This is a genomic window from Citrobacter sp. 21OH12SH02A-Citro (genome assembly GCF_027919895.1).
Taxonomy (GTDB): domain Bacteria; phylum Pseudomonadota; class Gammaproteobacteria; order Enterobacterales; family Enterobacteriaceae; genus Citrobacter; species Citrobacter braakii.
Genome location: NZ_CP114801.1, coordinates 665,681 through 689,458, shown reverse-complemented (window position 1 = coordinate 689,458; position 23,778 = coordinate 665,681). Strand labels below are relative to the sequence as shown.

Annotated in this window: 21 protein-coding genes, 1 tRNA gene and 3 pseudogenes; 15 read left to right on the top strand and 10 right to left on the bottom strand. The window is 53.3% G+C overall.

Annotated elements, in window-relative coordinates; translation table 11 throughout:
• Positions 1–29: 29 nt before the first annotated feature.
• The 10 genes from ttdA to ureG all read left to right on the top strand — a co-directional run bounded on the left by ttdA (position 30) and on the right by ureG (position 8,105).
• On the top strand, positions 30–938 hold the full coding sequence (ttdA, locus tag O6D90_RS03395) for a L(+)-tartrate dehydratase subunit alpha (RefSeq protein WP_016154538.1): 909 nt from the start codon (positions 30–32) through the stop codon (positions 936–938).
• Positions 935–1,540, top strand: coding sequence for a L(+)-tartrate dehydratase subunit beta (gene ttdB, locus O6D90_RS03390; protein WP_016154539.1), 606 nt, complete (start codon positions 935–937; stop codon positions 1,538–1,540). The genes ttdA and ttdB overlap by 4 nt, the downstream gene beginning before the upstream one ends.
• A 48-nt stretch (positions 1,541–1,588) precedes the next feature.
• Positions 1,589–3,052 carry an anion permease gene (locus O6D90_RS03385; RefSeq protein WP_016157498.1) on the top strand — a complete coding sequence of 488 codons (1,464 nt, stop codon included), beginning with the start codon at positions 1,589–1,591 and terminating at the stop codon, positions 3,050–3,052.
• Between the two features lie 123 nt (positions 3,053–3,175).
• A complete protein-coding gene (locus O6D90_RS03380) occupies positions 3,176–4,000 on the top strand; it encodes an urease accessory protein UreD (protein WP_218731584.1) in 825 nt (274 codons plus the stop codon).
• A 10-nt stretch (positions 4,001–4,010) separates the two neighbouring features.
• A complete protein-coding gene (locus tag O6D90_RS03375) occupies positions 4,011–4,313 on the top strand; it encodes an urease subunit gamma (protein WP_016154542.1) in 303 nt (100 codons plus the stop codon).
• Between the two features lie 9 nt (positions 4,314–4,322).
• The gene (locus O6D90_RS03370) at positions 4,323–4,643 is read left to right on the top strand and encodes an urease subunit beta (RefSeq protein ID WP_016154543.1); all 321 of its coding nucleotides are present in this window, start codon (positions 4,323–4,325) and stop codon (positions 4,641–4,643) included.
• Positions 4,636–6,339 carry an urease subunit alpha gene (ureC, locus tag O6D90_RS03365; protein ID WP_016157500.1) on the top strand — a complete coding sequence of 568 codons (1,704 nt, stop codon included), beginning with the start codon at positions 4,636–4,638 and terminating at the stop codon, positions 6,337–6,339. The genes O6D90_RS03370 and ureC overlap by 8 nt, the downstream gene beginning before the upstream one ends.
• Before the next feature lie 9 nt (positions 6,340–6,348).
• Positions 6,349–6,807: an urease accessory protein UreE gene (gene ureE, locus O6D90_RS03360; RefSeq protein ID WP_016157501.1), complete on the top strand. Its 459-nt coding sequence runs from the start codon at positions 6,349–6,351 to the stop codon at positions 6,805–6,807.
• Complete coding sequence (locus tag O6D90_RS03355; protein ID WP_016157502.1) at positions 6,807–7,478, top strand: urease accessory protein UreF; 672 nt, start codon at positions 6,807–6,809, stop codon at positions 7,476–7,478. Before ureE ends, O6D90_RS03355 begins: the two co-directional genes overlap by 1 nt.
• Before the next feature lie 9 nt (positions 7,479–7,487).
• Positions 7,488–8,105, top strand: coding sequence for an urease accessory protein UreG (gene ureG, locus O6D90_RS03350; RefSeq protein ID WP_016157503.1), 618 nt, complete (start codon positions 7,488–7,490; stop codon positions 8,103–8,105).
• A gap of 48 nt (positions 8,106–8,153) precedes the next feature.
• Here the strand turns inward: ureG and tsaD are convergent, their stop codons facing one another.
• Positions 8,154–9,167, bottom strand: coding sequence for a tRNA (adenosine(37)-N6)-threonylcarbamoyltransferase complex transferase subunit TsaD (tsaD, locus tag O6D90_RS03345; RefSeq protein ID WP_003024694.1), 1,014 nt, complete (start codon positions 9,165–9,167; stop codon positions 8,154–8,156).
• 235 nt (positions 9,168–9,402) lie between these two features.
• Between tsaD and rpsU the strand changes: the two genes are divergently transcribed.
• The 3 genes from rpsU to rpoD all read left to right on the top strand — a co-directional run bounded on the left by rpsU (position 9,403) and on the right by rpoD (position 13,613).
• Positions 9,403–9,618 carry a 30S ribosomal protein S21 gene (gene rpsU / locus O6D90_RS03340; protein ID WP_001144069.1) on the top strand — a complete coding sequence of 72 codons (216 nt, stop codon included), beginning with the start codon at positions 9,403–9,405 and terminating at the stop codon, positions 9,616–9,618.
• Between the two features lie 240 nt (positions 9,619–9,858).
• The gene (gene dnaG, locus O6D90_RS03335) at positions 9,859–11,604 is read left to right on the top strand and encodes a DNA primase (protein WP_271143248.1); all 1,746 of its coding nucleotides are present in this window, start codon (positions 9,859–9,861) and stop codon (positions 11,602–11,604) included.
• Positions 11,605–11,768: 164 nt separating this feature from the next.
• Entirely contained in the window at positions 11,769–13,613 is a 1,845-nt protein-coding gene (gene rpoD / locus O6D90_RS03330) for an RNA polymerase sigma factor RpoD (protein ID WP_016154549.1), read from the top strand.
• Positions 13,614–13,658: 45 nt separating this feature from the next.
• On the opposite strand, the gene mug is transcribed toward rpoD, so the two are convergent.
• Positions 13,659–14,165, bottom strand: coding sequence for a G/U mismatch-specific DNA glycosylase (mug, locus tag O6D90_RS03325; RefSeq protein WP_016157505.1), 507 nt, complete (start codon positions 14,163–14,165; stop codon positions 13,659–13,661).
• Between the two features lie 125 nt (positions 14,166–14,290).
• Between mug and O6D90_RS03320 the strand changes: the two genes are divergently transcribed.
• Positions 14,291–14,366 (top strand) — tRNA-Ile (locus tag O6D90_RS03320).
• A gap of 284 nt (positions 14,367–14,650) precedes the next feature.
• On the opposite strand, the pseudogene O6D90_RS03315 reads toward O6D90_RS03320, so the two are convergent.
• A pseudogene (locus O6D90_RS03315) lies at positions 14,651–15,797 on the bottom strand (IS3 family transposase).
• Positions 15,798–15,860: 63 nt separating this feature from the next.
• On the opposite strand from O6D90_RS03315, the pseudogene O6D90_RS03310 reads away from it, so the two are divergent.
• Positions 15,861–16,082: pseudogene (locus O6D90_RS03310) on the top strand (phage portal protein); the annotation flags it as partial.
• Positions 16,083–16,540: 458 nt separating this feature from the next.
• On the opposite strand, the gene O6D90_RS03305 reads toward O6D90_RS03310, so the two are convergent.
• The 7 genes and pseudogenes from O6D90_RS03305 to O6D90_RS03275 all read right to left on the bottom strand — a co-directional run bounded on the left by O6D90_RS03305 (position 16,541) and on the right by O6D90_RS03275 (position 23,658).
• Positions 16,541–17,758, bottom strand: coding sequence for an acyltransferase family protein (locus O6D90_RS03305; protein WP_050566580.1), 1,218 nt, complete (start codon positions 17,756–17,758; stop codon positions 16,541–16,543).
• A gap of 299 nt (positions 17,759–18,057) precedes the next feature.
• Positions 18,058–18,257, bottom strand: a pseudogene (locus O6D90_RS03300) (DinI family protein); the annotation flags it as partial.
• A 447-nt stretch (positions 18,258–18,704) separates the two neighbouring features.
• Positions 18,705–19,028: a DUF1889 family protein gene (locus O6D90_RS03295; protein ID WP_071524484.1), complete on the bottom strand. Its 324-nt coding sequence runs from the start codon at positions 19,026–19,028 to the stop codon at positions 18,705–18,707.
• 113 nt (positions 19,029–19,141) lie between these two features.
• Entirely contained in the window at positions 19,142–20,953 is a 1,812-nt protein-coding gene (locus O6D90_RS03290; protein ID WP_271143247.1) for a diol dehydratase reactivase subunit alpha, read from the bottom strand.
• 10 nt (positions 20,954–20,963) lie between these two features.
• Positions 20,964–21,392, bottom strand: coding sequence for a diol dehydratase small subunit (locus tag O6D90_RS03285; protein WP_016154578.1), 429 nt, complete (start codon positions 21,390–21,392; stop codon positions 20,964–20,966).
• A gap of 2 nt (positions 21,393–21,394) precedes the next feature.
• Positions 21,395–21,979: a propanediol/glycerol family dehydratase medium subunit gene (locus O6D90_RS03280; RefSeq protein ID WP_016154579.1), complete on the bottom strand. Its 585-nt coding sequence runs from the start codon at positions 21,977–21,979 to the stop codon at positions 21,395–21,397.
• Between the two features lie 11 nt (positions 21,980–21,990).
• The gene (locus O6D90_RS03275) at positions 21,991–23,658 is read right to left on the bottom strand and encodes a propanediol/glycerol family dehydratase large subunit (protein ID WP_016157510.1); all 1,668 of its coding nucleotides are present in this window, start codon (positions 23,656–23,658) and stop codon (positions 21,991–21,993) included.
• Between the last annotated feature and the right edge of the window lie 120 nt (positions 23,659–23,778).

The following is a 23,778-nucleotide window of genomic DNA, read 5'->3' as shown; positions in this document are numbered from 1 at the left end:
AGACAAATAAAAGAACTGGAGTTAACAAGATGAGCAATCAAAATAACCAAAATGCGATAACTACGCTGACAAACATTGTCGCCGATTTTACCGCCATGATTTCTACCCGCATGCCTGACGACGTCGTAGATAAATTAAAACAGCTGCGTGAAGGCGAAACTTCACCGATGGGTAAAATCATCTACCACACCATGTTTGACAATATGCAGAAAGCTATCGACCTGAACCGTCCGGCCTGTCAGGACACCGGCGAGATTATGTTCTTTGTGAAGGTCGGCTCCCGTTTTCCGCTGCTGGGCGAACTGCAAAGCATCCTGAAACAGGCCGTTGAAGACGCCACGGTAAAAGCGCCGCTGCGCCATAACGCGGTCGAGATTTTTGACGAAGTGAATACCGGCAAAAATACCGGTACCGGTGTGCCGTGGGTCACCTGGGACATCATCCCTGATAACGACGACGCGGAAATCGAAGTCTACATGGCAGGCGGCGGTTGTACGCTGCCGGGACGTTCAAAAGTGTTAATGCCTTCTGAAGGCTACGAGGGCGTGGTGAAATTTGTCTTCGAAAATATCTCCACGTTGGCAGTCAACGCTTGTCCGCCGGTGCTGGTGGGCGTAGGTATTGCCACCTCCGTGGAAACCGCCGCCGTCCTTTCTCGTAAAGCGGTGCTACGTCCTATCGGATCACGTCATCCGAATCCAAAAGCGGCCGAACTGGAACTGCGTCTGGAAGAAGGGCTGAACCGTCTGGGCATTGGCCCGCAAGGGTTGACCGGGAATAGCTCGGTGATGGGCGTGCATATCGAATCCGCCGCACGCCATCCGTCGACTATCGGCGTTGCCGTTTCTACCGGCTGCTGGGCACACCGTCGCGGCACGCTGTTGGTTCATGCTGACCTCTCCTTCGAAAACCTGTCTCACACCCGGAGCGCGTTATGAAAAAGATCCTCACAACCCCGATCAAAGCCGAAGATCTGGCCGACATTCGCGTTGGCGATGTCATCTACCTGACCGGTACGCTGGTGACCTGCCGTGACGTGTGTCACCGCCGCCTGATCGAACTGAAGCGCCCGATTCCTTATGACCTGAACGGCAAAGCCATTTTCCACGCGGGGCCCATCGTACGTAAGAACGGTGAAAAATGGGAGATGGTCTCCGTTGGCCCAACCACCAGCATGCGTATGGAAGCGTTTGAGAAAGACTTTATCGAGCAGACGGGCGTCAAACTGGTGGTCGGCAAGGGCGGCATGGGACCGCTAACGGAAGCAGGCTGCAAGCAGTTTAAAGCGCTGCACGTAATCTTCCCGGCAGGCTGTGCGGTCGTGGCGGCAACCCAGGTTGAAGAGATCGAAGAGGTACACTGGACCGAACTTGGCATGCCGGAATCCCTGTGGGTATGTCGGGTTAAAGAGTTCGGCCCGCTGATCGTTTCCATCGATACCCACGGCAATAACCTGATCGCCGAAAACAAAAAACTGTTTGCTGAACGTCGCGATCCTATCGTCGATGAAATCTGCGAGCACGTGCACTACATCAAATAACCCTCCCGGAGAGGCGCTGCGCCTCTCCCTTTTCGTAGGGATACAACAATGGCACCTTTAGCTGGTTGGTGGCGATACCTGGCTCCGCTGGTGGTTATCGCCATTATTGCTGTACTGCCCGTCCCCAACGGCCTTGAGAGCCACACCTGGCTCTATTTTGCCGTCTTTACCGGTGTGATTGTGGGCCTTATTCTGGAACCTGTACCGGGCGCGGTGGTAGCGATGATTGGCATTTCGATCATCGCCGTCCTTTCTCCGTGGCTGCTGTTCAGCCCGGAGCAACTCGCGCAGGACGGTTTTAAATTTACCGCCAAATCGCTGTCATGGGCGGTATCAGGTTTTTCAAACTCGGTAATCTGGCTTATCTTCGCGGCCTTTATGTTTGGTACCGGCTATGAGAAAACCGGGCTCGGTCGACGTATCGCGCTGATGCTGGTGAAAAAGATGGGGCACCGGACGCTGTTTCTCGGCTATGCGGTGATGTTCTCTGAACTTATCCTCGCTCCCGTCACGCCGTCCAACTCCGCGCGCGGGGCCGGAATAATCTACCCGATTATCCGCAACCTGCCGCCGCTGTATAACTCGCAGCCCAATAGCGCCAGTTCTCGCTCCATTGGCTCGTACATTATGTGGATGGGCATTGTCGCCGACTGCGTCACCAGCGCCATTTTCTTAACGGCGATGGCGCCGAACCTGCTGTTAATCGGCCTGATGAAAGGCGCGTCCCACACGGCGCTGAGCTGGGGAGACTGGTTCTTAGGCATGCTGCCGCTGAGTATTTTACTGGTGCTGATTGTGCCCTGGCTGGCGTACGTGTTGTATCCACCGGTACTGAAATCCGGCGATCAGGTTCCGCGCTGGGCGGATACAGAGCTAAAAGCAATGGGACCGCTCTGCGCACGCGAGAAAAAGATGTTGGTGCTGATGGTCGGCGCACTGGTGCTGTGGATCTTCGGCGGCGATTACATTGACGCCGCGATGGTCGGATACAGCGTAGTGGCGTTGATGCTGGTACTGCGCATCATTAGCTGGGATGACATCGTCAGTAATAAAGCCGCGTGGAACGTCTTTTTCTGGCTGGCCTCGCTGATAACGCTGGCGGCCGGGCTCAATAACACCGGTTTTATTACCTGGTTCGGCAAGCTGCTGGCAAACGGGTTGAGCGGTTATTCGCCGATGATGGTGATGGTGGCGCTCATTGTGGTGTTCTATTTGCTGCGCTACTTCTTTGCCAGCGCCACGGCGTATACCTCCGCCCTGGCGCCGATGATGATTGCCGCCGCACTGGCAATGCCGGAAATTCCACTTCCGGTCTTCTGCCTGATGGTCGGCGCAGCCATTGGTCTCGGCAGCATTCTGACCCCGTATGCCACCGGTCCTAGCCCTATCTACTACGGCAGCGGCTATTTGCCTACGGTGGATTACTGGCGACTCGGTGCTATTTTTGGCCTGATTTTCCTTGTGCTGCTGGTGATTACCGGTCTGGTCTGGATGCCCCTCGTTTTACTGTAAAACCCCATTGGGGCGGCATATTGTCGCCCCTTTATCCATAAGCTTCTCATATGATCGATTTCCCGATGTGCTGAGGCATACTTTTTTGTATGCAAACACCCTCATGCTGATAAGGGAAACGCTCTGGACACGGTTGCGCACGAGACACTCACACGGGGCTGGCAGGCCGAACTGGATCTGCATTTCACCCGCACTGGGCACAACACGGTGCTCGCCTCGGCGCGTCATCATGGTCCATTGACGGTTCAGCGTCCGTTTTACCCGGAAGAGGACGTCTGCCACCTCTATTTGCTTCATCCACCCGCGGGGATCATCGGCGGGGATGAACTACACATTGCCGTAACTCTCAACGAAAACAGTCATGTGTTAATCACCCAGCCCGGCGCGGGAAAGTTTTATCGCAGCGGTGGGCCGCAGGCGTTGCTGCGCCAACATTTCACGCTCGCCCCGCACGCCACGCTGGAGTGGCTCCCCCAGGATACGATCCTCTTTCCTGGCGCCAACGCCACTATCCAGTCCGTCTTTCACATCGCGTCAGAGAGTCGACTGCTGGCCTGGGATCTGCTGTGTCTCGGGCGACCAGTTATGCAGGAGTCCTTCAGCCACGGCACGCTGCAAAACCGTCTGGAAGTGTGGCGAAATGGGCAGCCGCTGCTGATAGAGCGCTTGCAGTTGCAGAAGGGGGAGCTGAGCGGCGTCGCGCACCATCCCTGGGTAGGCACGTTGCTGTGTTATCCGGCCACTGAAAACATGCTGGAAGGCACGCGCGAGCGGCTGACGCCGCTTGGCGATTACGCCGGGGCAACGCTTAACGACTCACTGCTGACGATCCGCTTTCTTGCCGACGACAACCTGATTGTTCAGCGCGTTATGCGTGACATTTGGCAATTTCTGCGCCCGCTTTTGACACACAAACCGCCCGTACTACCGCGAATCTGGCAAACCTAAGAGACCCCATATGGAACTAACCCCCAGAGAAAAAGACAAGCTGTTGCTGTTTACCGCCGCGCTGGTGGCAGAACGTCGCCTGGCCCGCGGGCTGAAGCTGAACTATCCGGAATCGGTGGCGCTAATTAGCGCTTTCATCATGGAAGGGGCACGCGATGGTCAAACCGTGGCCTCGCTGATGGAAGACGGGCGTCACGTCCTGCGCCGCGATCAGGTGATGGAAGGCGTTCCGGAGATGATCCCAGATATTCAGGTTGAAGCGACGTTTCCGGACGGATCAAAGCTGGTCACCGTCCACAACCCGATCGTTTAAGGAGCGGCAATGATCCCTGGTGAATATCAGATAGCCAAAGGCAATATCGCGCTCAATCAGGGGCGAGAAACCTGTACGATCGTGGTGGAAAATCATGGCGACAGACCCATCCAGGTGGGCTCGCACTATCACTTTTCCGAGGTGAACCCGGCGCTGCGCTTTGACAGGCGTGCTGCACGCGGCTTTCGTCTAAACATTCCTGCGGGTACGGCGGTACGTTTTGAGCCGGGACAAAAACGCGAAGTCGAACTGGTGCGCGTCGCTGGCGCACAAAGGATCGTGGGTTTTCGCAGCGAAGTGATGGGCGCACTGGAGGCAAATGATGAGTGAAATTTCACGGCAGGCGTACGCCGACATGTTTGGCCCAACCACCGGCGATAAGGTACGTCTGGCTGATACCGACCTGTGGATTGAGGTGGAAAAAGACTTCACCACCTACGGCGAAGAGGTCAAATTCGGCGGCGGGAAAGTGATCCGCGACGGCATGGGTCAGGGACAAATGCGCGCGCAAGTGTGTGTGGATCTGGTGATAACCAACGCCCTGATCGTCGATCACTGGGGGATCGTGAAAGCGGATATCGGCATCAAGGACGCCAGGATCTTCGCCATCGGCAAAGCGGGTAATCCCGATATTCAGCCCGACGTCACGATCCCGATAGGCGTGGGAACTGAAGTCATCGCCGGGGAAGGCAAGATCGTCACCGCGGGCGGCGTGGATACGCATATTCACTGGATCTGCCCACAGCAGGCACAGGAGGCGCTGGTTTCCGGCGTAACGACGATGATCGGCGGCGGCACCGGCCCGGCAGCAGGAACTAACGCCACCACCTGCACGCCGGGTCCGTGGTACATCGCGCGCATGCTGCAGGCAGCAGACGCCTTGCCGGTTAACATCGGTTTGCTGGGTAAAGGCAACGGCTCAAATCCTGACGCCCTGCGCGAGCAAATCACCGCGGGCGCCATTGGCCTGAAAATCCATGAAGATTGGGGCGCCACGCCAGCCGCCATCAACTGTTCCCTGGAAGTAGCAGAGGAGATGGATATCCAGGTGGCACTGCACAGCGATACGCTCAATGAGTCCGGTTTCGTTGAAGATACGCTGGCGGCGATTGGCGATCGCACCATTCATACCTTCCACACCGAAGGCGCGGGCGGCGGCCATGCGCCAGATATCATCACCGCCTGCGCGCATCCGAATATTCTGCCCTCCTCCACTAACCCGACGCTGCCCTATACCGTCAACACCATCGACGAGCATCTCGACATGCTGATGGTTTGCCACCACCTCGATCCGGATATCGCCGAAGACGTGGCCTTTGCCGAATCACGCATTCGCCGGGAAACGATCGCTGCCGAAGATGTGCTGCATGACATTGGCGCGTTTTCCCTGACCTCGTCCGATTCACAGGCGATGGGGCGCGTGGGCGAAGTGATCCTGCGCACCTGGCAGGTGGCGCACCGCATGAAGGTTCAGCGTGGTCCGCTGGCAGAAGAAACAGGCGACAACGACAACCAGCGCGTTAAACGCTACGTCGCCAAATACACCATCAACCCGGCGCTAACCCACGGCATCGCCCACGAAGTTGGCTCCGTTGAGCCTGGCAAGCTGGCCGATCTGGTGCTGTGGTCCCCAGCCTTTTTTGGCGTAAAACCAGCGACGATCGTAAAGGGCGGGATGATCGCGTGTGCGCCGATGGGCGATATCAACGCCTCGATCCCCACCCCGCAGCCGGTGCATTACCGCATGATGTTCGGTGCACTTGGCGCGGCGCGGCATCGTACTCGGCTGACCTTTATTTCGCAGGCCGCTAACGCGCAAAACATGCCACAGCAGCTCAATTTGCAAAGCGCCATCGCCGTCGTCAAAGGCTGTCGGACGGTGAAAAAGGCCGACATGATCCACAATGGCCTGCAACCCAATATCACCGTCGATGCTCAGACTTATGAGGTGCGCATTGATGGCGAACTTATCACCAGCGAACCGGCAGACGTTTTGCCGATGGCGCAACGCTATTTCCTGTTTTGAGGAGTGACGATGATCTACCTGACCCAACGCCTTGACCACGCCCACCGCGTCACCGCAAGCGTCACGCTACCCATTGATATTCGAGTAAAAAGCCGTGCCAGAGTGACGCTGAACGACGGTCGCGAAGCCGGGCTAATGCTTCCGCGCGGTTTGCTGTTACGCAGTGGTGATCTGCTGACCACCGAAGATGGCAGCGAGGTGATCGAAGTGATCGCCGCGCCGGAGTCGGTTTCCGTGGTGCGCTGCGCCGATCCTTTCCTGCTCGCCAAAGCCTGTTATCACCTCGGCAATCGCCACGTTCCGCTGCAAATTCTGCCGGATGAGTTGCGCTACCATCACGATCATGTGCTGGACGCCATGTTGCGCCAGTTCAGCCTGGAGGTGACGTTCGCTCAACTACCGTTTGAACCGGAAGCAGGCGCTTATGCCAGTGAATCACACGGGCATCATCACGCCCATGCGCACTGATGCATAACATCCAACAGCTGCGTCTGATGCAGCTTGCCAGCAGCGCTCTCCCGGTGGGGTCGTTTACCTGGTCCCAGGGTCTGGAGTGGGCGGTTGAAATCGGCTGGGTGAAAAGCGCCGATGACTTCTCTGACTGGCAAATCCAGCAGATGGAGCAGAACTTCTTTACCGTCGACCTACCGCTACTGGCGAGACTGTATCGCGCCTGCGAGCAGGACGATCTCGCTGCAGCACGCCGCTGGAGCGCTTACCTGTTGGCCTGTCGGGAAACCCGCGAACTACGGGATGAAGAACGCAGTCGGGGCACGGCGTTTACGCGGCTGGTCACCGACTGGGAAGCAGATTGCTCGCGGGAGTGGCGCGCGCTCTTTGTCGACAGCCAACTCTGCGGTATGGCCTGGCTGGGCGTGCGCTGGAAAATCCCCCTGACGGAGCTGGCATTAAGCCTCGGCTACAGCTGGATTGAGAGCGCAGTGATGGCTGGCGTCAAACTGGTTCCATTTGGGCAGCAGGCGGCCCAGCGTTTGATCATTGCGCTCTGCAATCGGTATGCGCAAGGTCTGGCACAGGCGCTGGCGTGTCCTGACGCCAGCCTCGGCTCCGCAACGCCGTTGGCGGCCATCGCATCTGCCCGGCATGAAACCCAATATTCCCGATTATTCCGCTCCTGAGGAGAAAAAATGAGTAACAACAAGCATCCCCTGCGCGTGGGCGTTGGCGGCCCGGTTGGCTCCGGCAAAACGGCGCTGCTGGAAGCGTTATGCAAAGCCATGCGCAGCAGCTATCAACTGGCGGTGGTAACCAACGATATCTATACCAAAGAAGATCAGCGCATTCTCACCGAGGCAGGCGCCCTGGAGCCAGACAGGATCGTCGGCGTGGAAACCGGCGGTTGCCCGCATACCGCTATCCGTGAAGATGCGTCGATGAATCTGGCCGCCGTAGAGGCGCTGAGCGAGAAATTCGGCAATCTGGATCTGATTTTTGTGGAAAGCGGCGGCGATAACCTGAGCGCCACCTTCAGCCCGGAATTAGCGGATCTGACGATCTATGTGATCGACGTTGCCGAAGGTGAGAAGATCCCGCGTAAGGGTGGCCCGGGGATCACCAAATCTGATTTTCTGGTGATCAATAAAACCGATCTGGCCCCTTACGTGGGCGCCTCGCTGGAGGTGATGGAGCGCGATACCCTACGCATGCGCGGCGAGCGTCCGTGGACGTTTAGTAATTTAAAATCCGGAGAGGGTCTGGAAAAAATTATCGCGTTTCTGGAAGAGAAAGGGATGCTACGGGAGTAGAGTATTGCCCGGTGGCGCTACGCTTACCGGGCCTACAATATTATGTGCTTATGCCGCCGGTAATTCCGCCAGCGGCCAGCGAGGACGCACGGTCACGCCAAGATCCGCCGTTGCACCCGCTTTAAAACGCACCATGCCCGCGTAGGCGATCATCGCCCCGTTATCGGTGCAAAATTCCGGACGCGCGTAAAACACTTCGCCACGACGCTTTTGCATCATCTCGGCCAGTTTTGCGCGCAGCGTACGGTTAGCGCTCACGCCCCCCGCCATCACCAGACGTTTAAAACCGGTTTGATCCAGCGCGCGTTTACACTTGATCATCAGCGTATCAACCACAGCATCTTCAAACGCACGGGCGATATCTGCACGCGTCTGATCGTCATTTTCGTTATTACGAATGGTATTCGCGGCGAAGGTTTTCAGGCCGGAGAAGCTGAAATCCAGACCCGGACGGTCGGTCATCGGGCGCGGGAAGACAAAGCGTTTTTCAACGCCTTGCGATGCAAGCTTTGACAACATTGGGCCGCCAGGATAATCCAGCCCCAGCAGCTTGGCCGTTTTATCGAACGCTTCACCAGCGGCATCATCTATCGATTCACCCAGTAATTCATACTGCCCAATACCGGTGACGCTGATCAGCTGCGTGTGACCGCCGGAAACCAGCAGCGCAACGAACGGGAAAGCAGGGGGATTATCTTCCAGCATCGGCGCCAGCAGATGCCCTTCCATATGGTGCACAGGAATTGCCGGTACGCCCCAGGCGAACGCCAGCGAACGTCCTACGGTTGCGCCGACCAGCAGCGCGCCAACCAGACCAGGACCTGCGGTATACGCCACCGCATCAATCTCTTTTGCCGTCAGTCCCGCTTCTTTCAGCGCGGCCTGGATCAGCGGTACGGTTTTACGTACGTGATCGCGCGAGGCCAGTTCTGGCACTACGCCGCCGTAGTCAGCGTGTAATTTCACCTGACTATACAATTGGTTGGCTAAAAGACCTTTTTCATCGTCGTAAATGGCGATGCCGGTTTCATCGCAGGATGTTTCAATACCCAGTACACGCATGACTTGTTTTACCTCGCTCTATTACCGCGCAGTGTAGGACCAATGCGGGTTGATGTAAAACTTTGTTCGCCCCAGGAGTTCCGCTCGTGTATACTCCTTATCCTTATAAAAGTCCCTTTCAAAATCGCGTCGGTGCTTTACAAAGCAGCAGCAATTGCAGTAAAATTCCGCACCATTTTGAAATAAGCTGGCGTTGATGCCAGCGGCAAACCGAATTTATAAAGGTGAGAGTTACATGCCGGTAATTAAAGTACGTGAAAACGAGCCGTTCGACGTAGCACTGCGTCGCTTCAAGCGTTCATGCGAAAAAGCAGGTGTTCTGGCGGAAGTTCGTCGTCGTGAGTTCTATGAAAAACCGACTACTGAACGTAAGCGCGCTAAAGCTTCTGCTGTGAAACGTCACGCGAAGAAACTGGCTCGCGAAAACGCACGCCGTACTCGTCTGTACTAATCCATTGAGAGCCAAGGCTCTCAATTCAGACAGAGTTGTAGTTGTAAGGCCGTGCTTCCGGAAGGAATGCGCGGCTTGTTTTCGTTTATACGCGTCATCATTCAAGCTGCCTCTGCGTTGGCTGCAGTCGTTCCCTCCAGTCACGTACTGATGTACGCTCCTGAGGATTCGCTCCCTTGCCGTCTTGATGCATCTTGAATGATTTTGTGTATATAAGTCATAAAAAAATAAACGGGGCATATGGCTGGACGAATTCCACGCGTATTTATAAATGACCTGCTGGCAAGAACCGACATTGTCGATCTCATCGACGCGCGGGTAAAGCTGAAGAAGCAGGGCAAAAATTATCACGCGTGCTGTCCGTTCCATAACGAAAAAACCCCCTCTTTCACCGTAAACGGTGAGAAACAGTTTTATCACTGCTTTGGGTGTGGCGCACATGGCAACGCCGTCGACTTTCTCATGAACTACGACAAGCTCGAGTTTGTGGAAACCGTCGAAGAACTGGCCGCAATGCACAACCTTGAAGTGCCCTATGAAGCAGGCAGTGGCCCTAGTCAGATAGAGCGCCATCAACGGCAAAGCCTTTATCAATTGATGGACGGCCTGAACACTTTTTATCAACAGTCTTTGATGCAACCCGCCGCTACCCCCGCGCGCCAGTACCTGGAAAAGCGAGGATTAAGTAGCGACGTGATCACCCGTTTTGCTATTGGTTTTGCGCCCCCCGGCTGGGACAACGTCCTGAAACGGTTTGGCGGCAATGCTGAGAATCGTAAATCGCTGGTCGATGCGGGAATGTTGGTCACCAACGATCAGGGACGCAGTTACGATCGCTTCCGCGAACGGGTGATGTTCCCCATCCGCGACAAACGTGGTCGAGTCATTGGTTTTGGTGGACGCGTGCTGGGCGATGCCCTGCCGAAGTATCTCAACTCCCCGGAAACCGATATTTTCCATAAAGGTCGCCAGCTGTATGGCCTTTATGAAGCCCAGCAGGATAACGCCGATCCGCAGCGCCTGTTAGTGGTAGAAGGCTATATGGATGTGGTGGCGCTGGCGCAATACGGCATTAACTACGCTGTGGCATCCCTTGGGACGTCAACCACCGTCGATCACATCCAGTTGTTGTTCCGCGCGACGAACAACGTAATTTGCTGTTACGACGGTGACCGTGCCGGACGCGACGCAGCATGGCGCGCGCTGGAAACTGCACTGCCCTATATGACAGACGGGCGCCAGCTACGCTTTATGTTTTTACCTGACGGCGAAGACCCCGATACGCTGGTGCGTAAAGAAGGGAAAGAGGCCTTTGAAGCCCGGATGGAGCAGGCGCTGCCACTCTCCGCGTTTTTATTTAACAGCCTGATGCCACAGGTGGATTTGAGTACCCCAGACGGACGCGCACAGCTCAGCACGCTGGCATTACCGCTGATTACTCAGGTACCAGGCGAAACGTTACGCATTTATCTGCGACAGGAGTTGGGAAACAAGCTCGGCATTCTGGATGACAGTCAGCTTGAACGTTTAATGCCAAAACTGGCAGAAAATGGGGCTTCCCGCCCTGTTCCACAGCTAAAACGTACGACCATGCGTATACTTATAGGGTTGCTGGTACAGAACCCGGGTCTCGCCCCGCTGGTTCCGCCGTTAGGCGCACTGGATAGCAATAAGCTGCCTGGACTTGGCTTATTCAGAGAACTGGTCAACACTTGTCTGGCTCAGCCAGGTCTGACCACCGGACAACTTTTAGAACACTATCGTGGCACAAATGATGCTGCGACCCTTGAAAAACTGTCGATGTGGGACGATATAGCAGATAAAGATATCGCAGAAAAAACTTTCACCGACTCACTCAACCATATGTTTGATTCGATGCTTGAGCTGCGCCAGGAAGAGTTGATAGCTCGTGAGCGCACACACGGTTTAAGCAACGAAGAACGCCGGGAACTCTGGACGCTGAACCAGGAACTGGCCAAGAAATAACAGAAAGACAAAAGTATTTAACGGCTTAACTGCCGAATATCGCTCGGGAAGCCCCCGACAGCCGCACGGAGAGGCAGCGGCAAAATATAAGTATGCCCTCGTTTTGCCGTTGGCGGTTTTACCGCCCAACACCAATCAAACGAATTAAGTGTGGATACCGTCTTATGGAGCAAAACCCGCAGTCACAGCTGAAGCTACTTGTCCAACGTGGTAAGGAGCAAGGCTATCTGACCTATGCCGAGGTCAATGACCATCTGCCGGAAGATATCGTCGATTCAGATCAAATCGAAGACATCATCCAAATGATCAATGACATGGGTATTCAGGTGATGGAAGAAGCACCTGATGCCGATGATCTGCTGCTTGCTGAAACCTCCAACAGCACCGATGAAGACGCGGAAGAAGCGGCTGCCCAGGTTCTGTCCAGCGTTGAGTCCGAAATCGGTCGTACAACTGACCCGGTCCGCATGTACATGCGTGAAATGGGTACCGTTGAACTGTTAACCCGTGAAGGCGAAATCGACATCGCTAAACGCATCGAAGACGGGATTAACCAGGTTCAATGCTCCGTTGCCGAATACCCGGAAGCCATCACCTACCTGCTTGAGCAATACGATCGTGTAGAAGCTGAAGAAGCGCGTCTTTCCGATCTGATCACCGGCTTTGTCGATCCGAACGCGGAAGAAGACATGGCGCCAACGGCGACACACGTCGGTTCTGAGCTCTCTCAGGAAGAGATGGATGACGATGCAGACGAAGATGAAGAAGATGACGACGACAGCAGCGATGACGACAACAGCATCGACCCTGAATTAGCGCGTGAAAAATTCGGTGAACTGCGTACTCAGTACGAAATCACTCGCGACACCATCAAAGCGAAAGGCCGCAGCCATGCTGCCGCGCAGGAAGAAATTCAGAAGCTGTCTGAAGTGTTCAAACAGTTCCGCCTGGTGCCGAAGCAGTTCGACTACCTGGTAAACAGCATGCGCGTCATGATGGACCGCGTGCGTACTCAGGAACGTCTGATCATGAAGCTCTGCGTTGAGCAGTGCAAAATGCCGAAGAAAAACTTCATCACCCTGTTCACTGGCAACGAAACCAGCGAAACCTGGTTCAACGCGGCAATCGCGATGAACAAACCGTGGTCTGAAAAACTGCACGACGTGGCAGATGACGTTCACCGCGGACTGCAGAAACTGCAGCAGATTGAAGAAGAAACCGGCCTGACCATCGAGCAGGTTAAAGACATCAACCGTCGCATGTCCATCGGTGAAGCGAAAGCCCGCCGTGCGAAAAAAGAGATGGTTGAAGCGAACTTACGTCTGGTTATCTCTATCGCCAAGAAATACACCAACCGTGGTCTGCAGTTCCTGGATTTGATTCAGGAAGGTAACATCGGTCTGATGAAAGCGGTTGATAAGTTTGAATACCGTCGTGGTTACAAGTTCTCTACCTATGCAACCTGGTGGATCCGTCAGGCGATCACCCGCTCGATCGCGGATCAGGCACGTACCATCCGTATCCCGGTACATATGATTGAGACCATCAACAAGCTCAACCGTATCTCCCGTCAGATGCTGCAAGAGATGGGCCGCGAGCCGACGCCGGAAGAGCTGGCTGAACGCATGCTGATGCCGGAAGACAAGATCCGTAAAGTGCTGAAGATCGCTAAAGAGCCTATCTCCATGGAAACGCCGATCGGCGACGATGAAGATTCGCATCTGGGTGATTTCATCGAGGATACCACCCTCGAGCTGCCGCTGGATTCTGCTACCACCGAAAGCCTGCGTGCCGCAACGCACGACGTTCTGGCTGGCCTGACCGCCCGTGAAGCGAAAGTTCTGCGTATGCGTTTCGGTATCGATATGAATACCGACCACACGCTGGAAGAAGTCGGTAAACAGTTCGACGTTACCCGCGAACGTATCCGTCAGATCGAAGCAAAAGCGCTGCGTAAACTGCGGCACCCGAGCCGCTCTGAAGTGCTGCGTAGCTTCCTCGACGATTAATCTCGCCGCATAAGCATAAACGCCACCGCAAGGTGGCGTTTTTCTTTATAGTCCCCGCCTGGCCAGGGCGTCGTTCACTTCCCGATACGCCTCCACCAGTTTATCCAGCGTAATCCGGCTTAACCCGCTGGGATTCGGCAAAACCCATATTTTCGTCGCGCCAATAGTCAGCGTTTGTTTTCCCCACTGCGCCCCACGCTGGCTGAGGCCCTGCTCAAATGCCTGCTTCCCAAGGATTGCGAGTGCAGCAGGCTGATACTCTTCTATTTTCTCAATGAGCTTACGACCGCCGTTGCGCATCTCTTGTAGCTTCACTTCATTGGCTTGCACCGTCGGTCTGTCGACAAATTTAGTCACGCCACAACGGAAGTCCAGCAGGTGTTGTGCCTCTTCGGGTTTGAGCTGGCGATCGGTAAATCCCGCCTGATGGATGACCTTCCAGAAGCGATTAGCGGGATGTGCAAAGGGGAATCCTGTACCTGCGGAAGATAACCCCGGATTGATGCCGCAAAACACCACCCGCAGCCCCGGCGCCAGTATGTCCTTAACCATAATTACTCCCATCAATACATCAGAGGAACAAGTATAACGGACTGAAAATACATTGTTTATAAAAACAGCATCCGTACGCTTATGTCTGGATTGCAACGCGGAGTTACTTTATAATCCACCGCCACGGCCCCTTAGCTCAGTGGTTAGAGCAGGCGACTCATAATCGCTTGGTCGCTGGTTCAAGTCCAGCAGGGGCCACCAAATTTTAGCTTTATAATCATAAAGATATAAGGTAATGGAGAGATAGCCGACTAACCTATCTAGCCCGCCGTCCCTTTTTTGTCCCCTCATGTTTAAACCTGTCGAGTACACAAGGTAATTACTGCCTAATTTTTAGGCAGTAAATTGCGCATAAATTATTCTTCAAAAATTCTCCATAACAGGATTGAAGCTATCATGGCAAAATTTTACTCACTTATTAATAGCCCTTTGGATACCCTTTTAGCATTGATTGGTGTTGCTCTGTTTGAATCGCCACAGATAATCTAGACACTTCCGAGCTGTTGATAATACTGGTTTTCGTATTCTGTCGGTGACATCTGATCGCTTGAACCATGCCGACGCTTACTGTTATAAAACATTTCGATGTAATCAAAAATATCGCTACGGGCTTCTTCACGCGTTCCGTAGATCTTTTTCTTTATCCGTTCGCGTTTCAGTAGCTGGAAAAGCTCTCTGCAACCGCGTTATCATGACAGTTACCGCGACGGCTCATGCTACCTTCCAGACCGTGTGACTTCAGGGACGACTGCCACTCATGACTTGTGTATTGACTGCCCTGGTCTGAGTGAATCAGCACCTGTTTTTGGGGATTACGCCGCCATACAGCCATCAGCAGTGCGTTCAGAACAATATCTTTTGTCATCCGGGGTCGCATTGACCAGCCGATAACTTTGCGCGAGAACAGGTCAATAACTACGGCCAGATACAGCCAGCCTTCGTGGGTTCGGATTTAAGTTATGTCCGTTACCCAACGTTCATCCGGTGCTTCCGGGTTGAACTGTCGCTGGAGTCTGTTGGGTGTCACGATACTGGCTTAACCTTTACGCGCTCGTGAGCGTCGATACCCGACCTGAGCCTTTATCCCGGCACGCTTCATCAGCCGCCAGACTCTGTTCACTCCGCACTGTTGCCCGCTGTCCCGCAGGTCCAGATGGATCTTGCGATAGCCATAAACACAACCGGATTCCAGCCAGAACTGTTTGATCTGTCCCGTCAGTCTCAGATCTGCCTGGTGGCGCTGAGAATGCGGCTGCTGAAGCCAGGCGTAAAAACCACTGGGATGAACATCCAGCACCCAACAGAGCAGACGAACAAGCCAGCAACAGTAGTTGTCACGGATAAAGGCGTACCTCAGTCGGACAGCTTTGCGAAGTACGCCGCGGCTTTTTTTAATATGTCCCGTTCGTCAGTAACCCGCTTCAGCTCCTTCTGGAGTCGGCGGATCCCGGTCTGAGCATCTGACTGCTCTTTGTTGGTGGAAGAGTCCGGCCCGTACTTCTTTATCCAGGCATAAAGACTGTGGGTAGTGATATCGAGACGTGTTGCAACACTGGAAGCAGAATGGCCACGATCAACAACCTGTTTAACTGCTTCAATTTTAAACTCTTCAGGATAACGCTTACTGCTAATGTGCACCTCTCTTTAAGCCATTTTAAATGACTCCGAGTTGTCTGTTAAACTCGTGGCGATTCAAAATTCAGTGCCGCTGACCTGCTCGGCGCGCACTGCATCCCATTCCAGCTTATGGGCGGTAAGCCCGAGAAAGTCGGCTCAGTGGGTGATGTTGAGAAGGTGGCAAAGGTCTTTGTGCGTAACGAACTGACCCCGCTACAGGCGCGGTTTATGGAGTTTAACGAGTGGGCGGGTGAAGAGATTATCCGCTTCGAAAAATATACCCTCGGCGACAACGAGTAACCTCAAAACAGTCGCCGGCTTTACCCATACTGCACACAACGCCCTCAGCGCCACGACACGCCGTTACCGCTTAATCTCGCGTTACTCATCCACAACCAAAACAACACCACAGGGACGCGCTCAAACGCTCGAAAAATAAAATAAATACCTACCTCAGCGCGCAATGCTATCCTCGCCACGCCTGCCCGCTTTATGGGGCGGTTTTAATGCAGATGCATGACCACTCTGGATCTGCGCCAGCTCTGGCATTACACGTCCAGAACTAGCAAGCTTTGCGAATACACAACCATGCTTCTTATACATGCACAGCTAAAAACAGAAAATAACATAAAAAACCGGCATCAAGATGCCGGTTTAGTTCATATCATATCGTATCATGCTTGCACTACTGGCCTATAAATGTGCTGAAAATACTATTAAGTAAAACATCCATGATCATCGTTCTGCTGAAGCCCTGTTTAATTAGCTTTATCAAGGCGTCCCCCCCACACCATCCGCTTGTAATTTATTGCGAATAACTTAAATTTCTCAGGAAATTTTGACGCCAACATTATTGACTTTCTGTCTACATATGAATAAAAGGGCATTGATATCAAAATAGTTATCATAGAAGTTAAGATAAATGTAACAAACGCACCAACGGACGGCGACGCAATGTTTTTGTAAACCCAAAAACCAACTATAGATATAACAAATGGATGAAGCAAGTATATTGAAAATGACAACTTCCCAATAAACAAGACTACATTTTTGCTCATCCCCCTTAAACATCTCCCATTCACAAAGACAGAAGCAATAATCAAAAAAGAACCAAGCGATATTGTAAACTCAGGCCATTGTATGAATATACTGCATTGAAACTGAAGGTAGAGGTAAAATTCAACCAGATCTTTATATGCTGTGCTCGCCGGTCCATACCCAACAAGATAAAGGCCAATAAACAACATAAGAAGTGATATAAACTTGCTTAACCCTCCATTATTTTCACTAATCTCGAAGGTTGATAAAAACACACCAGAAAGGAAAAGCCCATAATAAATCACATTAATACTACCAGACAAAAACATGCAAACAAATGAAATAAACGACAACCAGCGAAGAATGGTCTTATTCTCACCAAACAGAGATATAAATCCGTATACCAATATAGAACCAAAAAACTCAATACCAATAGTCCACAGAACATAGTTATACTTTATATTACCAAAAAGCATAGCACCAAATGAAGCATCCCATATGGCAGACACTATATTTCCATCAAAACTAAACGCAGTCATTAACGGCATTGATGCTGCGGGGCTATCCTTATCCGGAAAAAATCCCAATAACATTATAAAATAGCAAATAATCACAGATGCTGCTACGGGAACCCCAAGCCTAATGTATCTCTTCAATGCTGATGCTTGTATATAGCGTATTTCGTTATTATTTTTTTGGCAACTCAGTGACAAAACCAACCCGCTCAAAACAAAGAATAAGCTAACAGCGGATCCCCCCTTATAGAAAAAAGTAAAAGGGCTATTGAATAAATTTTCTTGCCACTTGCTATCAAACATACTGCCAGAATGCACCGAAGGTATAAACATTAAAAATGAATGCGATAAAACGACAGCCATGGCTGCCACACCTCTTATCCCATCAAAGATTTTTACATTATTTTTCTCATTATCACTCATGCAAAAAACCTTTTATAATAAAAAAATGTCATTTCGATTAACGTATTGGTTATTATTGTGTTATACCTGAAAATCAACCTTTAAAACGCAGCATTATAGCACCTTAAGCCTGTTGTATGAATATCATTATTGTTTTGTTGACAGGAATGGTTCCGCTTACGCCCCACCTAACCTTCGGAGCACTGAGTCGTGCTCCTAATGAGGTTGGAATAAGGGGAGATTCAAAAAATAACTGACTATTCTATGCAGGCAACCTAACAACCAGTATACAACCTGTTTTTCCTCGTAACTTACTCAGCCTTTGTTAATCGTTCTTCTGCATGGGTTGCAGAGAAAACTAGCGAAAAGGAGTTATTTTTCATCAAGTTGCCTCTCACTATTTCTGCAATCAAATCAATGCGATTTTACAGTCCCTTTCTTGACAAGTACCTTCAGCACTCAGACGCGCAATCATTTCGACCCGCTCTATCATAACGTGCTCATTTAGCTCTCTATCCACACAACCGCCACCACGAGGTGGTGTGCAAACATACAGTGGTACATATTGGCAAAAGGTGTGAAAAAAATCACAGTTAAATCCACTCTATGTACATGATATGGATGAATATTAACGGTTACATGTTCTGACAGGAACTCATAATCGCTTGGTCGCTGGTTCAAGTCCAGCAGGGGCCACCAAACACAGCAAGGGCTGGCGAGAAATCGCAGGTCCTTTTTTTTGGGGTTCTTCCGTAGATGTTGGCACGAGCCAAAAGGATTCCTGCTGGAACAAATCAATATCTGTTCGCACCAGAATGTGAAATAAGAGCCGGGAAGAATACGGCAGGCGGGGCCTGAAGATATATTACGGGATGCCTCTGTCCAGCAACAAGCTGGTCACTGTCCCCCTCTGGACGTCGCCATCCAGAGATGGAAACGTCCGTTAGAGTTTGATTCGATAGTCAGCTCAAACTAGCTCTTTGAGCTGCTCCTGCATATAGGTTGAAAAATACTCTGGGTTCTTGATAAGGATGCGGTTACCGGAGGCCACTTTTTCTGCCCATCCGGCCACTTTTTTCGTGAACTCGGGATTCCATCCCTCCTGCTCACCCCGTGCCATCACAGCTTCCGGACTTGCTGGCACACCTAAGTCATGCAAATACTTTAAGATTCCCTTAGCGGTACTTTCATCCATTGAATGGGGTACTGACGCCGAAGTGTTCATACCACCAATAAAATCCAATGCTTTCTCAATTGCTGTTGGCATGCTCTTATCCTTAAAATTAACCACGTGAGAGACACATTTATACTATGTACCCAACTCCGCCGGGATATCAAAGAGAACATCACCTTTATTTGATTTACCCCGCAGCTAAACGCTTGCGGCGGCTGTTTTCTGCACGATTAATTCGCTATCCCGGCCAAAACCAGCCCGGTCGCTACCGCATTACGCGGCCCTTCGGTACCACGGATGTTGCCCTGTCCGGCAACCACGCCGTAATGCGCCAGCGCGTCGGTGATCATCTGCGGGATTTCGAAATCCAGCGAGGAGCCGCCCACCAGCACCACAAAAGTCATATCGCGAATAGAGCCGCCGGGTGACACCTGGCGTAAAGCGCGCAGGCAGTTGGTCACAAAAACTTTCTCTTTGGCCTGTCGGCGCACCAACCGAATTTTTTCCAGCGAGGTCTGGTTATCTACGGGGATCAGCTCGCCGTTTTTCAGATAAACGACTTTGGCAAACACTGACGGACTGAGCGGTTCGCGAAAAAACTCCACCGCGCCGTTCTCGTGGCGAATGCTGAACAGGCTCTCCACTTTTGCCAGCGGGTATTTTTTAATTTCCTCCGCCAGAAACGGATCGCTTAAGCCCAGCTCGGTTTGAATCAACAGGCTGACCATATTTCCCGCGCCAGCCAGATGGACCGCTTTCACAACGCCATCGCTATTGATAATGGCGGCATCGGTGGAGCCTGCGCCTAAATCGAGGATCGCCAGCGGTGCAGCACATCCGGGCGTTGTTAACGCACCGGCGACAGCCATGTTGGCCTCCACGCCGCCGACTTCAACCGGGATGTTTAACCGGACGCTCAGCTCACTGGCGATGGCCTGCATCTGTAAGCGATCGGATTTCACCATCGCCGCAATGCCAACGGCGTTCTCCATTGAACACTCCCCGGCAATACCGCCCTGCACCTTGCGGGGAATAAACGTATCCACCGCCAACAGATCCTGAATATACACCGCGTTCATGTCGTGACCGGTCAGCGAGGCCATCACCTTACGCACTCGCTCCAGCATGCCGCCTGCATGCGTACCTGCTTCACCACGAATATCGCACACGGGCGCACAGGTGCTCATCGCCTGCATAATGGCCTGTGCGCCTTGCGCTACGTCGGCTTCACCGCCACGCTTTTCGCCGCGGATAAAGATCTTACCCGCCGGGATCACCCTTGAGCGCACATCACCCTGCGGGGTTTTCAGCATCACGGCGGAACGGTTGCCAATTAGCGCCCTGGCGATGGGGACGATGGTTTGCGTTTCCTCGGGCGTCAGGGTAAAGAAGGTCGCGATGCCGTAAGGATTCGACAGCACACGCACCACCTGTCCTGGGGCCGCCACTTCCACCGCCGCCAGCACACCTTCCGGCACCTTCTCCAGCAGGGTGACTTCATCTACCACCGGCATTGTTCGACGCAGGCGATTGTTCACCAGCACGCCATCATCTTTTTTCAGGATCGCCGCCACCACGTTGACCCCGCGATCCAGCGCCTCATTGATATACCAAACCGCCTCGAGGAAATCCCTCTCCTCACCGACCAGCGGGATCCAGCCCTGGGTAAACCGATCTTCACTCAACGCCGCCAGCTTCTCCACGGCGATGGTGGTTCCCATTCCCACGCCAACGCCGCCGGGCGTTTGCGGGTTATGCCCAATCATTGTTGATTCGGTAATGATGGTTTCAGTGATGGTTTCCATCGCCACATCGCCAATCACCGGTGCTGCCTCGTTGATGCAGATTTTCGCCACGTCCTGAAGCGACCACGGGGTGTTATTCAGCGCCTGCTGCAGGGAGGCCACCACCCCGGCAATATTGTCCCGTGTACCTTTCATACCGGTCGTGGCGACAATCCCGCTGGCGATAAACCGGCCATGCTGCGCCAACGCCACTTCGGTGGTGGCGTTGCCGATATCAATCCCTGCAATTAACGGCATACAACCTCCGTCACTGGCTGCCTTTACGCAGCTTGTTTCTCTGCTGATACACCTCTGCCGACTCGCGGACAAACCCGGCGTTCACCGTGGCATGCCAGGTATGTTCCAGTTCATCGGCAATGGCCTGAAGCTCGGCGAACGAAGAACGAAACGGCCGCAGCGCGTTGTAAATTTCAAGAATACGGGCATCCGGGATTGCTATAAGCTCCGCCGCACGACGGAAATTACGCGCCACGGCGTGACGCTGCATCTGTTCGGCAATCTGCGCCTGGTACTCCAGCGTTTGCTGAGAAATACGCACATCCTGCGGACCTACACGGCCCGCCAGCACATTCTCAAGGGTAATCTCGGTTAGCGGTTTGCCGGTAGGAGTCTGGATTTTCTCCGGGCAGCGGGTCGCTAATGGATAATCCTGCGCGGTCATGATGTTGTCGTTCATGGTCATTCCCTTACGAGTGCAATATGCAGCGTGACAGGCGCAGCATCCTGCACCACGTGTTTGGTTTCTTTGATATGAAACAGCGCGGCCTTGGCCATAAATTTGGGGCGTACCATCTGGTCATTAACCACTGGCACTGGCGAAGGCGACTCTTTACGTGCATAGCGCGCGGCGTTTTTACCAATCTGGCGATAGGTTTCCAGCGTCAGCAGCGGAGCCTGAGAGAACAGCTCAAGGTTGCTCAGAGGCAGCAGATCGCGCTGATGAATCACCGTGGTTCCTTTCGACTGGATACCAATCCCGATGCCAGAACCGCTGAGATTTGCCGCATCCCATGCCATAAATGAAACATCCGAGGTGCGCAGAATCCTCACCACCCGAGCATGCAGGCCCTCTTCTTCAATGCCGGCAACCAGTTCTTTCAAAATCGCTTTGTGCGGCATATCAATCAATGTTTTGTGCTGATACTTATCAAAGGCCGGGCCGACGCCTATCACGACTTCATCCACGCGTTCGTCCGCTTTAGCCGCCTCGCCTTCGCTCACCTGCAAGGTGAAAACCGGCTTACGTTCAGTTGTGCATTCCACTGTGTACCGCCTTATTCGATCGAGCCGGGCTGAACCACGCCCGCAATATTTTTAATTTCCGCCCAACGTTCGGCAGAGATGCGATAGCCGGTGCCGGGTCCCTGATAATCGTTGATGTCATTAACGGCGCTGACGACGTCGAACTGACGATCCAGAATGGCCGACGTTTGCAGATAATCACCAGTAACACGCTGCCTCAGCATGTTGAGGATATTACTGGCGATGTCTTCGAAGCCGCTGGAACTCAACGCGCCGACGATATCCAGCCCGGTGATATTGCTTTTCATCATCTCTTCCACGGCAGCCAAATCTTCCACCACATTGCGCGCGGGCATATCTTTGCTGCCGTGAGCGTAAGTGGCGGCGTCCACCTCTTCATCGCTAATCAGCGGCAGGCCCAGTTCGCGGAACACCGCCTGAATGGCGCGCGCGGCCTTATTGCGGATGGCGATTGTCTCCTCTTCCGTGACCGGACGCAGGCCCCCGTCAACCATCAGATCGCGTTGCAGAATGTTGTAATCATCGAAGTCTTCAGCGTCGAAGTTCGACCCGGCAAACATGTTGTCGTAGTTCGGTACCGCGCTATAGCCGGAGAAGATAAAGTCGGTGCCCGGCAGCATCTGCATCAGGGTGCGGGCAGTACGACGAATATCGGAGTGGGAAAAGGTCTGGTCATTGGCGGAGGCCACTTCAAGGTCGAGCATCGAGGCAATCAGGTTTTCCGCCAGCACCGCGCGAATCCCCGACGGCACAGCGCCGGTCATGCCGATACAGCTGACCGCACCGTTTTGTAACCCCTGTACGCCCGCGCCTTTGGTGATAAAAATGCAACGCGACTCCAGATAAAGCATCGATTTACTTTCGGAATAGCCCATCAGCGCTTCCGAACCGGTGCCGGAGGTGTAGCGCATCTTCAGACCACGAGAAGCATACGCCGAGGCAAGAAACGCTTTTGACCACGGCGTATCATCGCCATCGGTAAACACCGACTCCGTGCCATATACCGACACCGTTTCGGCGTAGCTGGTTAGCCCGCGCATTCCCAGTTCCAGTTCCGTGGCCTCTTCAACGGAGCATTGCGTCAGCACGCCGGGGCGACCGCATTGGGACCCCACCAGCAGCGCCAGGGCGTTAAACGGCGCATAGCGGGCGATCCCGACCGTTGTTTCCTGTTCGGAAAAACCACGGATCCCCGCTTCAGCAGCGTCGGCAGCAATCTGTACCGGGTTATCTTTCAGGTTGGTCACGTGGCACTGATTGGAGGGGGTGCGTCTGGCGCGCATTTTTTGCAGCGCCATCATCATCTCCACCACGTTCATTTGCGCCATCACCTCCACCGCTTTCGCCGGGGTGATGGCAGTCGTAATGGCAATGATCTCTTCCCGACTGACGTGGATATCCACCAGCATTCTGGCGATCTCCAGCGCGTCGAGCTGCATGGCGCGCTCGGCCTCGGGCACGTTAATCGCGTAATCGGCAATGAACCGGTCAATCATGTCGAACTCGGCGCGGCTCTTGCCGTCCAGCTCAACAATACGACCATTTTCCACCTTCACCGACGAAGCCGGATCGTAAGGGCTTTCCATTGCGATCAGCCCCTCTTCAGGCCATTCGCCAATTAGCCCATCCTGATTTACAGGCCGCTGGGCAAGCACTTCGAATCGTTTTGATCTTCTCATAGTTTATGGACTCAAAAGATAAAAAATAGGGACGCCGGGCCGTATTGCCGGGGACACAACACCCGGCATTCGCCTTTCATCAGCAATAGCCGAACTCTAAATGAGCAGGACAATAAAAAA

What these genes read in the sequence shown, in the direction of transcription:
- ttdA (WP_016154538.1), top strand. Translation starts at nt 30, where the DNA reads ATGAGCAATCAAAATAACCAAAATGCGATAACTACGCTGACAAACATT.
- ttdB (WP_016154539.1), top strand. Translation starts at nt 935, where the DNA reads ATGAAAAAGATCCTCACAACCCCGATCAAAGCCGAAGATCTGGCCGAC.
- O6D90_RS03385 (WP_016157498.1), top strand. Translation starts at nt 1,589, where the DNA reads ATGGCACCTTTAGCTGGTTGGTGGCGATACCTGGCTCCGCTGGTGGTT.
- O6D90_RS03375 (WP_016154542.1), top strand. Translation starts at nt 4,011, where the DNA reads ATGGAACTAACCCCCAGAGAAAAAGACAAGCTGTTGCTGTTTACCGCC.
- O6D90_RS03370 (WP_016154543.1), top strand. Translation starts at nt 4,323, where the DNA reads ATGATCCCTGGTGAATATCAGATAGCCAAAGGCAATATCGCGCTCAAT.
- ureC (WP_016157500.1), top strand. Translation starts at nt 4,636, where the DNA reads ATGAGTGAAATTTCACGGCAGGCGTACGCCGACATGTTTGGCCCAACC.
- ureE (WP_016157501.1), top strand. Translation starts at nt 6,349, where the DNA reads ATGATCTACCTGACCCAACGCCTTGACCACGCCCACCGCGTCACCGCA.
- O6D90_RS03355 (WP_016157502.1), top strand. Translation starts at nt 6,807, where the DNA reads ATGCATAACATCCAACAGCTGCGTCTGATGCAGCTTGCCAGCAGCGCT.
- ureG (WP_016157503.1), top strand. Translation starts at nt 7,488, where the DNA reads ATGAGTAACAACAAGCATCCCCTGCGCGTGGGCGTTGGCGGCCCGGTT.
- tsaD (WP_003024694.1), bottom strand. Translation starts at nt 9,167, where the DNA reads ATGCGTGTACTGGGTATTGAAACATCCTGCGATGAAACCGGCATCGCC.
- rpsU (WP_001144069.1), top strand. Translation starts at nt 9,403, where the DNA reads ATGCCGGTAATTAAAGTACGTGAAAACGAGCCGTTCGACGTAGCACTG.
- dnaG (WP_271143248.1), top strand. Translation starts at nt 9,859, where the DNA reads ATGGCTGGACGAATTCCACGCGTATTTATAAATGACCTGCTGGCAAGA.
- rpoD (WP_016154549.1), top strand. Translation starts at nt 11,769, where the DNA reads ATGGAGCAAAACCCGCAGTCACAGCTGAAGCTACTTGTCCAACGTGGT.
- mug (WP_016157505.1), bottom strand. Translation starts at nt 14,165, where the DNA reads ATGGTTAAGGACATACTGGCGCCGGGGCTGCGGGTGGTGTTTTGCGGC.
- O6D90_RS03305 (WP_050566580.1), bottom strand. Translation starts at nt 17,758, where the DNA reads ATGAGTGATAATGAGAAAAATAATGTAAAAATCTTTGATGGGATAAGA.
- O6D90_RS03290 (WP_271143247.1), bottom strand. Translation starts at nt 20,953, where the DNA reads ATGCCGTTAATTGCAGGGATTGATATCGGCAACGCCACCACCGAAGTG.
- O6D90_RS03285 (WP_016154578.1), bottom strand. Translation starts at nt 21,392, where the DNA reads ATGAACGACAACATCATGACCGCGCAGGATTATCCATTAGCGACCCGC.
- O6D90_RS03275 (WP_016157510.1), bottom strand. Translation starts at nt 23,658, where the DNA reads ATGAGAAGATCAAAACGATTCGAAGTGCTTGCCCAGCGGCCTGTAAAT.